The sequence below is a fragment of the Chryseobacterium pennipullorum genome, from assembly GCF_003384725.1.
Classification (GTDB): Bacteria; Bacteroidota; Bacteroidia; order Flavobacteriales; family Weeksellaceae; genus Chryseobacterium; species Chryseobacterium pennipullorum.
This window is the reverse complement of the sequence record NZ_QNVV01000002.1, coordinates 428948-440792: the sequence shown is the minus strand read 5'-3', so window position 1 is coordinate 440792 and position 11845 is coordinate 428948. Positions and strand designations below refer to the sequence as shown.

Annotated in this window: 11 protein-coding genes; 9 read left to right on the top strand and 2 right to left on the bottom strand. The window is 38.7% G+C overall.

What is annotated here, in order from left to right:
* The first annotated feature begins 122 nt into the window (after positions 1 to 122).
* The 3 genes from aceB (at position 123) to DRF67_RS04415 (ending at position 3897) form a co-directional block, all read left to right on the top strand.
* Positions 123 to 1697 carry a malate synthase A gene (aceB, locus tag DRF67_RS04425; RefSeq protein ID WP_115927016.1) on the top strand — a complete coding sequence of 525 codons (1575 nt, stop codon included), beginning with the start codon at positions 123 to 125 and terminating at the stop codon, positions 1695 to 1697.
* 124 nt (positions 1698 to 1821) lie between these two features.
* Positions 1822 to 3102 (top strand): isocitrate lyase, encoded by a 1281-nt coding sequence (gene aceA, locus DRF67_RS04420; protein ID WP_115927014.1) that lies wholly within the window; start codon positions 1822 to 1824, stop codon positions 3100 to 3102.
* A 222-nt stretch (positions 3103 to 3324) separates the two neighbouring features.
* Complete coding sequence (locus DRF67_RS04415) at positions 3325 to 3897, top strand: OmpH family outer membrane protein (protein WP_115927112.1); 573 nt, start codon at positions 3325 to 3327, stop codon at positions 3895 to 3897.
* Between the two features lie 179 nt (positions 3898 to 4076).
* Here the strand turns inward: DRF67_RS04415 and DRF67_RS04410 are convergent, their stop codons facing one another.
* The gene (locus DRF67_RS04410; RefSeq protein WP_123912706.1) at positions 4077 to 5528 is read right to left on the bottom strand and encodes a tetratricopeptide repeat protein; all 1452 of its coding nucleotides are present in this window, start codon (positions 5526 to 5528) and stop codon (positions 4077 to 4079) included.
* A 319-nt stretch (positions 5529 to 5847) separates the two neighbouring features.
* Here DRF67_RS04410 and DRF67_RS04405 point away from each other — a divergent pair, with 319 nt between their 5' ends.
* The 6 genes from DRF67_RS04405 to DRF67_RS04380 all read left to right on the top strand — a co-directional run bounded on the left by DRF67_RS04405 (position 5848) and on the right by DRF67_RS04380 (position 11067).
* Complete coding sequence (locus DRF67_RS04405) at positions 5848 to 6234, top strand: acyl-CoA thioesterase (protein WP_115927010.1); 387 nt, start codon at positions 5848 to 5850, stop codon at positions 6232 to 6234.
* Positions 6235 to 6462: 228 nt separating this feature from the next.
* Entirely contained in the window at positions 6463 to 7905 is a 1443-nt protein-coding gene (locus DRF67_RS04400; protein WP_115927008.1) for a serine hydrolase, read from the top strand.
* A 73-nt stretch (positions 7906 to 7978) separates the two neighbouring features.
* Positions 7979 to 8425, top strand: a complete 447-nt coding sequence (locus DRF67_RS04395; protein WP_115927006.1) for a 6-pyruvoyl trahydropterin synthase family protein — start codon at positions 7979 to 7981, stop codon at positions 8423 to 8425.
* A gap of 20 nt (positions 8426 to 8445) precedes the next feature.
* On the top strand, positions 8446 to 9216 hold the full coding sequence (locus DRF67_RS04390; RefSeq protein ID WP_115927004.1) for a UDP-2,3-diacylglucosamine diphosphatase: 771 nt from the start codon (positions 8446 to 8448) through the stop codon (positions 9214 to 9216).
* Between the two features lie 179 nt (positions 9217 to 9395).
* Entirely contained in the window at positions 9396 to 10382 is a 987-nt protein-coding gene (locus DRF67_RS04385) for a LuxE/PaaK family acyltransferase (RefSeq protein ID WP_185142053.1), read from the top strand.
* A gap of 139 nt (positions 10383 to 10521) precedes the next feature.
* Complete coding sequence (locus DRF67_RS04380; RefSeq protein WP_115927002.1) at positions 10522 to 11067, top strand: hypothetical protein; 546 nt, start codon at positions 10522 to 10524, stop codon at positions 11065 to 11067.
* A 48-nt stretch (positions 11068 to 11115) separates the two neighbouring features.
* On the opposite strand, the gene aqpZ is transcribed toward DRF67_RS04380, so the two are convergent.
* On the bottom strand, positions 11116 to 11832 hold the full coding sequence (gene aqpZ, locus DRF67_RS04375; protein WP_115927108.1) for an aquaporin Z: 717 nt from the start codon (positions 11830 to 11832) through the stop codon (positions 11116 to 11118).
* Positions 11833 to 11845 lie beyond the last annotated feature (13 nt).

Below are 11845 nucleotides of genomic sequence, written 5' to 3'. Positions count from 1 at the left end.
TCAAATATAAATATTAGATGCGATTATTCGCATAATAATTTTTAAATAAATTTAGCGAACGTTCGCTGATTGTGAAAATTTTTATTTATGTTTGTAATATCAAATCACAAAATCAACAGGTTATGGAAACCAAGACACAATTTAAAATACATTCAGAGCAGGCATTCGGAGAGGTGTTTACACCGGATTTGACAGATTTTCTTATGGCACTTCACCAGAATTTCAATCATAAAAGATTAGAACTTTTAGAAGAAAGAAAAAAAATACAGCAGAAATTTGACCAGGGAGTTCTTCCGGAATTTTTACAAGAGACCGAAGACATCAGAAATGGAGACTGGATCTGTGCGCCGCTGCCGGAAGATCTTTTGGACAGAAGAGTGGAGATTACAGGTCCTGTTGACCGGAAGATGATCATCAATGCCCTGAATTCCGGTGCTTTCACCTTCATGGCCGATTTTGAAGACAGCAGCTCGCCAACCTGGGAAAACGGTATCCATGGGCAGATCAATCTTACCGATGCTGTTAACGGAACCATTGATTTTGTCAACGAAAAAGGAAAAGCTTACGCTCTTAACGGAAATACGGCTGTTCTACTGGTGCGCCCCAGAGGACTGCATCTTCCGGAAAAGCATATAGAAATCAACGGAGAGGAAGCATCAGGCTCTCTTACCGATTTCGGAATCTATTTTTTCAGAAATGCTAAAAAATTGCTAGAAAGCGGAAGTGGACCCTATTTTTATCTTCCTAAACTTGAACATTATAAAGAAGCCCGCTGGTGGAACGAAGTTTTTGCTTTTGCTCAGAATTATCTGGGAATTCCGGAGGGAACCATTAAAGCTACGGTGCTGATAGAAACGATTACCGCCTCATTCCAGATCGATGAAATTTTATATGAACTGAAAGATCACAGTGCAGGATTAAACTGCGGACGGTGGGATTACATTTTCTCATTCATCAAGAAATTCAGAAATCTGCCGGATTTTATGGTGCCGGACAGAGATCAGGTAACGATGACCTCGCCATTTATGAGTGCCTATTCTAAAAGAGTGATTGAAGTGTGCCATAAAAGAAATGTGCATGCCATTGGCGGAATGGCAGCTCAGATTCCTGTAAAAGATGATGAGGAAGCCAACACGATTGCTTTTGAAAAAGTACGAAGCGATAAGGAAAGGGAAGTGAAAAACGGTCATGATGGGACCTGGGTAGCACATCCTGCATTGGTAGCTGTGGCAAAACAGGTTTTCGATCACTATATGCCTTCAAAAAATCAGATTGACAAAAAGCCTGAATATCATATCAAAGAAAGTGACCTGCTGGAGATTCCCAAAGGAGATATCACAGAAAAAGGAGTCAGAAAAAACATCAATGTGGGCATTCTCTATCTGGAAAGCTGGCTGATGGGAACAGGGGCTGCCGCCATTTACAATCTTATGGAAGATGCAGCTACCGCAGAAATTTCAAGAACGCAGATCTGGCAGTGGCTGAAAAATGAAGCGCTGCTAAGCGATGACAGAGTACTGACCCGCAATATGATCCTGCAATGGGAAGCTGAAGAAATGGACAATATTGAAAAATATGTTGGCGAAGAACGCTTCAAAAACGGAAAATTTAATCTGGCTAAAGAACTATTCAACGAGCTGATATTTGCTGAAAACTTTGAAGAATTTTTAACCCTTAAGGCATATCCTTTTATCTAGTTGGAGCGTGCAAAAGTTGGAATAAAGATGGTGATCCGGCCATGAATATAATGTCTGAGCATCAGCCACTACAAATTCCCTGACATTCTTATTTTATATCTAATCAACAAAAATCCAAAATATTATGAAAACAAGACAAGAACAAATCCAGAACTTAGAACACGATTGGCTGACAAATCCGCGTTGGAAAGGGGTAAAAAGACCTTATACCGCGGAAGAAGTATTGAAACTTCGTGGATCTTACACCATAGACTATACTATTGCCACAGAAATGTCTAAAAAATTCTGGGATAAACTAAATACCCAGGATTACGTGGCAGGACTGGGAGCGCTTACCGGAAACCAAGCTGTTCAGGAAGTGGATGCCGGGCTGGAAGCTATCTATCTTTCAGGCTGGCAGGTAGCTGCTGATGCGAACTTATCCGGAGAAATGTATCCGGATCAATCGCTCTATCCGGCTAACTCAGTCCCTTCTGTAGTGAAAAAAATTAATAATGCCTTATTAAGAGCAGACCAGGTACAGTCTGTAAGCGGAACCGGAAATAAAGAATATCTGGTGCCGATTATTGCAGACGCAGAGGCTGGCTTCGGTGGAAATCTGAACGCCTTTGAACTGATGAAGCAGATGATTGAAGCCGGAGCTGCGGGTGTACATTTTGAAGACCAGCTGTCTTCAGCAAAAAAATGTGGCCACCTGGGCGGAAAAGTGCTGGTTCCTACGCAGGAAGCTGTTAATAAGCTTGTTGCAGCCCGTCTGGCGGCAGATGTATTGGGTGTTCCCAGCCTTATTATTGCAAGAACAGACGCTGATGCTGCTGATCTGTTGACCTCAGATATCGACGACAGAGATAAAAAATTTGTAACCGGAGAGAGAACTTCCGAAGGCTTCTATGTTGTGCGAAACGGAGTTGAGCAGGGGATAGACAGAGGTTTGTCCTATGCACCCTATGCCGACCTGATCTGGATGGAAACGTCAAATCCTGATCTGGAACAGGCCAGAAAATTTGCAGAAGGAATTCACGCAAAATTCCCAGGGAAAATGCTGGCTTACAATTGCTCTCCTTCCTTCAACTGGGCTGCTAAACTGAGTGTAGAGGAAATGTCTACGTTCCGTGAAGAGCTGGCCAAAATGGGTTACAAATTCCAGTTTATCACGCTGGCCGGTTTCCATGCGCTGAATACAGCAATGTTTGAACTGGCATTGGCTTACAAAGAAAGAGGAATGGCAGGATATTCAGAACTTCAGGAGCGTGAATTTGCGTTGCAGCAAAAAGGATTCCGCGCTGTGAAGCACCAGTCTTTTGTAGGAACCGGATACTTTGATGAAGTGCAAAATGTAGTTACGAACGGTTCTTCGGCAACTGTAGCCATGAAAGATTCTACGGAAACCGCACAATTTCATTAGTCATTTTTTCCATATTTTTTTGATGTAAACCTTCCTGTCTTTAGGAAGGTTTTTTGCCTGATGGAAGGCTTTAAGAAGATATTTGGGATCATTTCAAAAAGCGGATTTCCGGTTGTTTCCGGGTTAAAAAGTGGTAATCAAAAAAGCCTGATGATAACTAATGAAAATTTAAATTATATTTGGAGTCGAAAAAAAACAGTTTTTCTAAAAAAAAATTATAAAATGAATTTAATTAAAGTACTTTTTATTACTGCCGGATTAACGCTTAGTGCCAATGCCGTGAATGCTCAACAAAAAATAGGAAATGTGAACACCGATGATATTTTTGCAAGTTTAGCTGAAGTGAAAACGATTACCTCTACCATTGATAACCTGACGAAAACCAGACAGGGCGAAGTTGAAAAATTAATCGGTGAATACCAGACTAAGTTGAAAGCCGCACAGGAGAAAGAAAAAACATTAAACGAAACCAATAAAGAAGCGGTAACTAAAGATCTGATGGCTGCACAGACAGACCTGGAAGCTATAGGAAAAAAAATAGAAGCAGCAAGAGCACAGGCGGCTAAAGATATTTCGGCTAAACAAACCGAATTATTTACCCCTTTACAGCAAAAAATACATGGTGCGATCTCAGCAGTGGCTAAAGAGAAAGGAATCAATTATGTATTTGATACAGCAAGCCAGGGGGCGAATAACTTAATTTATACAGACGGAAGCGAGGATATTACTTCTGCTGTGAAAACCAAATTAGGTGCTTCAAATACAACAGCTAAGCCAGCTGCAAAATCAAAATAACCTTACAAGATTAAATACCTTAAAGCGGAATCAGGCAGAACCTGATTCCGTTTTTTTGTGGCTTAAAAAGAACTTTTGCTGATCAGTATATTCTGAAGAAGCAGATTGTATTGATTACAGTGACCCATAAAAAGAATGGCAGAAAAGGTAGTGTAGATAGATTTTGAGACTAGATATTTTTATAAGTTCATTAAAAACTCATTTAAATCGATAGAGGATTCAACATTCAGCTTTTTACGGATACGGTATTTTCTATTTTCTACCGTACGGATGGAAGCATAAGTGTAGAAAGCTATTTCTTTTGCCGTAAAGTTCAGATGCATCATAGCGCAGCATTTAAGATCATCGGAAGTAAGCCCCGGAGCAATTGTTTCCAGTTTTTTGAGAAAATCAGGATAAAGCTCTCTGTATTTTTTTAAGAAAATAGGTTGATCTTCCCTGGCATAACGCAAAATATCATCTATGGAATCTTTTTGGAATTCACTCTGCAAGGTGTAAATTTCCTGTTGCTTTTTCTTAATAATTTCCTCTTTTTCTCGGGTAGTACGTTTCAGGATATACAAACGCTTGTAATACCTTATCAATACTGAAACTAAGACCAGCAGCAAAAGAATGGCAATTACAGTAATAATCCTGTAGTTTAATTTTTCTTTTTGATGGCTGTCTTTCAAATCTTTCTCCAGAGAGGTCAGCACCGATTCATGCTGTTCAATATTTAGTGTTCTCAGGCTGTCTTGTAACGCATGGGAATTTTCATCAGCTATTTTGTAGTTTTCAAGGTCATTTTTTGCTTTATAAGATGCTTTAAGAGCATGGTAAATGTCAGCCAGAAATTTTTTGTCTCCGATTACCAATGCAGATTTTAGAGCTTTCAGCTGATAGGTTATTGCGCTGTCATACTTCTTTTCGTTAAAATAAATTTCCCCGAAACCCGTATTAATATGGGCATTTAAATAATTATCTTTAGAGGTGTTGATTAAAGCTATGGCTTTTTTCAAATGTTTTTTTGCCTGTTCACTGCTTCCCCGGTAGTTTTCAATACGGCTCCGGCCTATATAAGCCATACGAAGTGTTGGTATATCACGGGAAAGCTCTGCTTCATGTAGGGCTTGCAAAGAATACTGGTCTTCTTTATCTGCATTATCCGCATACATCGAAATTTGTAATCCTACAGCATAAAGCTGGGCCTTGGTTTTATGGTCATCAGGATCCGGCTCTTTTACCGCACTATCCAACAGGTTGAAGGCTCTGTTCATAAAACCACGTCTGGAATATGCCAGAGCCAATAATGCCATGGATTTTGCTTTGATCTTTCGGTTATGGTATTTCGTGGCTTCTTCGAGGGCTTTTTGGGAGTAAATAATAGTACTGTCGCTTTTGTTGGTGAAATAAAAACAGTACGCTTTGTAATATAAGCATTCAGTAGCGACATCACTGATGTTAACCTCTACCGCTCTTCTCCGTAATGTTTCAAACTTTTCAATATATTGGGAAGGATTATGACTGAAATCTTTAGCATATTCTATCAGCTCTTGTTTTATCAGTTCTTTATGATCCTGGCTATACACTTTTGTCATACCTGGGAAAAAAAGAAGGAAAAAGAACAATATTTTGCATCCTGAAATTTTCATTACAATCACTTTATATTGAGTGGGTTATTAGTGGATATTTCCACTTTGTAAAACACTTCTGTTAATAAAATTACTAAATATTTTTTACTTCAAAATTATGCTCCAGCTAATTCTAATTTATTGAATTGCTTATGGAGTTATTATAGTGTTTTTGAAAGGCAGAAAATAGGACTTAAGAATAACACATAGACTGATTATTTACATGAAGAAACGAGAAATGGCGAGAATCGTTTCGAAAAACCGTTGGAATGCCTGTAAATAATTGAGAAGCTATTGCAGTCAAAAGTTCCTATCTTTGGTATCAGGAAAGCAATAGGAAATGGATTTAGTACATCAAAAACAGATTAAGGTAACCGAAGATCATATTGATCAGAACAATCATGTGAACAATGTGCAGTATGTGCATTGGGTAGAAGAAGCAGCTGCAGAACACTGGGAGTCTTTAAAACATAAAACAGACTATGCTGATGATGCCTGGATGCTTTTGGATCATCATATTCAATATAAAAAACAGGTTTATCTGGGCGATACCATTACCGTGAAAACATATCCTCTGCCACCTGAAGGACCAAAACAGCCCCGGAAAGTAGAATTCTACTGCCACGATAAGCTTGTTGTGGATTCCCTTACCCTTTGGGTTTTATTTGATCCTGAGGCTAAGAAAATAAAAAGACTGGAAGGTAACTGGCTCGATACGTTGGCGTGAACATAACCGTCATAGAGTATCAGATGGGAATAAGCAATTGTAAAGCACTTAGCTGGATAGCCGCAAAATACCGATAGAAATAATGGTAGCGTTGATGAAAAAAAATAAGTCAGTGAGGCCCATAAGGACAGCAGGAGAATAATTCATCAGATCCTGGAAACCGTCTCTATTGCATGTAATACCACAAGGCCATCAATTGTCATTTATAAGAAATACAAAGAAATCAAAATGAAACAATCAATTTTCGTAGCCCTGTTTTTAAATATTTATCAGCTGGGATTCAGTCAGAATGCAGAGCAGACCAAAGCAATTGATGCCTATATAAAAAATGTTATTCAGATCAATGAAATTCCAGGAATGGCAGTTGGAATTGTAAAAGATAATACAATAGTTTTCCAGAAATATTATGGGAGGGAAACATTGGAAAATGATAAGAAAGTAGATGCCAATACCATGTTCAGGATATATTCTACGACAAAGCTAATGTCGAATGTTGCTATTTTTAAACTTATTGAAGAAGGGAAGGTTTCATTGGAGGATAAAATTACCAGGCATCTTGAGCATATACCCAAACAATGGCAGAATGTTCAGGTCAAAAACCTTCTGTCTCATTCTTCAGGATTACCCGACTGGGTCATTTTTGAAGACATTCCGGTAAATGCCACAAACCAACAGGTCATTGACCGGTTGTCAAAAGAAAAAATGGACTTTGAGACCGGCCGGGAATATCGATACAATCAGACCAACTATCTTCTGATAGCGATGATTATTGAAAAAGTAACAGGCCAGAAACTCGAAGACTATATTCTGAAGAATCAGTTTCCGGATACTCAAAATCAGGTGGTGTTTTCATCCAATTCTATCGAAAAAATTCCTAATAGGGTTGTGAAGTATATCTATAACAAAAATATCCATAAGTATGATCAATCTACTTTTGTGGAAGGAAGGAAAGCTCATGTAGCCAATGGTCTGGCGGTCACATTGCCTGCCTTTTTACAATGGAGCATCCATTTGAGCAAAAATGATTTTCTGAAACCCGCTACGGAAAAGATGATGTGGACCCCATTTGAGTATAAAAATAAAGGAATCACTTTTGCACATGGCTGGGATATCAACAATTTTAACCATATAAAATCCTTTTATTTTTCTGGTGGAAATGTAAGTGGATATAGAATCTTTCCGGACAGTAAGATGGCTATCATTGTAATGTATAACGGATATAAAGCATTTCCGGTGTATTATCCAATGCTCAATCACATTGCCGGCATTATGGATAAGCGTTTGCTGGATCCCTATATGCTGGCAGAAGAATATACCCTTTCTGAACCTATTGCCCATCCCAACCATACAAAGGAAACCTATGGTTACCGTCTGGAAAATGATCATGTAATCTTCTCGTATCAGTATCCGGAAAATCAAAGCACTGAACTGATCAGAAATGTTTCTGTTGCAGGTTCTTTTAATGACTGGAAGCCGGAAAGTAAAAACTACCAGATGATCTCGAAAGGGAAGAATACTTTTGAACTGGCCCTTCCAAAATCACAGTTTGAAAAAGGAAAAACCTATGGATTCAAGTTTGTGATGAATGATAACGGCTGGCTTTCTGTACCCTATTATGCTGCTAATGTGGATGGAACGCAGGATAATAATATAACCCTGAAAATTAATTAAGGTCCGGAGCTGAATATTGCTGTAATAAAAACAGTCTTTTCTCTGTTTAACGGTTTTGTCATATCTTTGCAATATGATACGTATTACAAAAATTTTTACATTCGAAACCGCTCACGTACTTTACAATTACGATGGGAAATGTAAAAATATGCATGGACATTCCTATAAGCTGTTTGTAACAGTGAAGGGAAAACCGATAAATGATATTGAAAACCCTAAAAACGGGATGGTGGTAGATTTCGGAGATATCAAAAGTATCGTAAAATCTGAAATTGTAGATGTCTGGGATCATGCAGTTCTACTCAATGCACTTACTCCACACAAAGAATTGGGGGATGATCTGGAGCAGAGAGGCCATAAAGTAATCTATTGCAGCTTCCAGCCGACTTGCGAAAATATGCTCTATGCCATTGCGGCTAAAATAAAATCAAAACTTCCTCAGGGAATTTCTCTGGCCTATCTTAAACTTCATGAGACTGAAAACTCTTATGGTGAATGGTTTGCTGAAGATAATCAATAATTTTATCCAAAATTCATAAGGTGTTAAAGACAACAATAAATTTAGAACCTGGAAAAAAAGTATACTTTGCTTCAGACCAGCATTTTGGGGCTCCCACACCCAAAGAAAGCCGGATGCGTGAAGAGAAGTTTATACGCTGGATGAACGAGATCAAAGAAGATGCGCAGGTTTTGTTTTTAATGGGTGATCTTTTTGACTTCTGGCATGAGTGGAAGCATGTAGTGCCCAAAGGATATGTACGTGTTTTAGGAAAAATTGCAGAACTAAAGGACCGGGGGATTCAGATCTATTTTTTTGTGGGAAATCATGATCTATGGATGAAAGATTATCTGGAAGAAGAAATAGGATGTACCGTTTTCTACAAGAAGCAATATTTTGAAATGGGTGGCAAGCAGTTTCTCCTGGCTCATGGCGATGGCCTTGGACCTGGTGACAAAGGCTATAAAAGAATGAAAAGACTATTTACCAATCCACTTGCTCAGTGGTTTTTCAAATGGCTTCACCCGGATATTGCCATGAAGATCGCATTATACCTGTCCCAAAAAAATAAAATGATCTCCGGTGAAGAAGATAAAGCATTCCTTGGAGAAGATAAAGAGTTCCTGATCATTTATTCCAAAGAAAAGCTGAAGACGCAGAAGATCGATTATTTCATCTATGGACACCGGCATCTTCCCATGGTACTCGAACTGGAACAGCATTCGAAATATATCAACTTGGGTGACTGGATTTCTTATTTTACGTATGGCGTTTTTGAAAAAGACTTCGAACTGAAGGTATTTGAACAATAAAAAAATTACCTCAAAAAAGAGGTAATCCCCAAACGGGCCGAAACCCGTTCTCGTTTTTAATCCATATTCCGGGTAAATTCTTGCAAGAAGTTTACCAAAGTATGGTTTTGGAATATTAAAAAAATATTAAATTATCCGGATAGCTGCTTGATAATCAACCGGTGAGAAGATCATTAATTATGGAGCTGAAAAATATATTTAACATACAGACAGAGCAGGATTTCCTTGAAGCCTCACTGAAAACATTCCGCTATCAGTATGATCATGTTGAGATCTACAGAAAATTTGTTGACTTTTTAAACATTAACCCCGATGAGGTAAACAGTCTGGTGAACATACCGTTTCTGCCCATAGAAATGTTTAAAAACCATCAGATCCTCGACAAAAATGTAAGTACGGATCTTTTTTTCCAAAGTTCAGGAACAACAAAGATGAATCTTTCAAAGCATTATATTGCGGATGCTTATCTTTACAAAAATAGTATTTATAAAAGTTTTGAACAGTTTATCGGCAAGCCGGAAGACTTTATTTTCCTGGGCCTTCTGCCAAGCTATCTGGAAAAACAGAATTCATCATTAATATATATGGTGGATTTTCTCATGAAAAAATCTGATCAGCCGGAGAACGGATATTTTCTTTACAATCATAAAGAGCTTTTTGAGTTGTTGCAGCAGCTGAAAGACAAAAAGGTAATTCTCTTTGGAGTTTCTTTCGCCCTGCTGGACTTTTTAGATACCGTAAAAACGCTTAATTTATCTGTATATAGATCTCAAAATCTGACCGTTATTGAAACTGGAGGAATGAAAGGAAGAAAAGAGGAGATGACAAAAGACGAGCTTTTGAAGATCTTGCAGGATGGCTTTAATACTCAGAAAATTTACTCTGAATATTCGATGACAGAACTTCTTTCCCAGGCGTATTCTTTAGGAAACAATGAATATGAATGCCCGCCCTGGATGAGGGTGATGATCCGGAATGCAGAAGATCCTCTGGCTTATGAAAAAGAAGGAAGAACGGGAGCTATAAATATCATTGATCTGGCCAACACCCATTCCTGTTCTTTTATAGCCACTCAGGATTTGGGCAAAATCACAGGTCGGAAATTTCAGGTATTGGGAAGGATAGATCATTCCGATATCCGCGGATGCAGCCTGCTGGTAAGCTAAGAGCCAGTTCTGAATAATCATTCCGCTTGCTTGTCAATTTCGTACAGCATGTAATCAGCAATTAAAATTTTGCGGTTACTTCCTGAATCCGGTCTTATCATAAATATTTTTACCTCACACATTTTTATAGTCATTGCTAATGCTCAAAATAGAAGAACTTATTCACGCCTATATCCATTCTCATTGTGATTTTGAGAAAGAAGTCGTGATGACCAATTATTTCCAGGCTGATTGGGAAGCGGATATTCTCATTGTTGATTCTCTCGGGAATAGTCACGAAATTGAGATCAAGCTTTCAAAAAGTGACTTCAAAAACGATTTTAAAAAATCCTACCTCAATAAAGAGTCCGGAGAAAAGTTTCTGAAACATGAAAAAATTTTGTGTGGCGATTATATGTGTAATGCATTCAGCTTTCTCCTTCCAATGGGTATGGTAGATGCCGCACTGATCCCTGAACATTGTGGAATCATTGAGTTTTACCATAATGCAGATACGTGGGAAACAGAATTCTATCTGATCCGGCCTCCAAAAAAACTGCATGAAGATTCTTATTGGAAACTGAATGATAAGGATTTGTTTATCCGGAAGATGGCATTAAATCTGCTTCAGCGTAAAATGGAAATCAAAGGGAAACACGAAGAACTCATTTTTAAAAATCCTTTTGATATCAAAAAATTAAAATAAAAAAATCCTGCCGCCTGACAGGATTTTATCGTTGATATTCAATAGTACTTAATCTGGTATTTCAGCAGTGTCTCTCTGAAGTAAGAACTTGTAGATCAGTCCCCCAACAATACCTCCCAAAATAGGAGCTACCCAAAACAGCCAAAGTTGTGACATCGCAATTCCACCCATGAAAACTGCCTGCGAAAGGGACCTTGCAGGGTTTACAGAAGTATTGGTAATAGGAATAGATATCAAATGGATCAGCGTAAGAGCAAGACCAATGGCAAGACCGGCAAATTTACCGTTGGCCCATTTATCTGTGGCTCCCATGATGACAATAAGGAAAAAAGCAGTTAATAAAAACTCTGCTAGGAACGCAGCACCCATACTGAATGCTTTACCGTTATAAACGGCTTCTCCGTAAAAATTAGTGGCAAAATCTCCGGGTTTAGAGAATTCTACAGCACCAGCGCCGTTAAGGATGGTGTATAAACATCCTGCCGCTACAATTGCTCCCAGACACTGAGCAACAATATACGGAATGAGGTCTTTGCCTGAAAACCGTCCGCCTGCCAAAAGGCCAAACGAAACTGCAGGGTTGAAGTGGCCGCCTGAGATATGGCCTACCGCGTAAGCCATAGTGAGAACGGTAAGACCGAACGCAAGGGCTACTCCTAAAAGTCCGATACCGATGTCCGGAACACCCGCTGCAAAAACAGCGCTTCCGCAACCACCGAAAACAAGCCAAAATGTGCCGAAAAATTCAGCAAAAAGTTTTTTTATCATGTTGTTTATT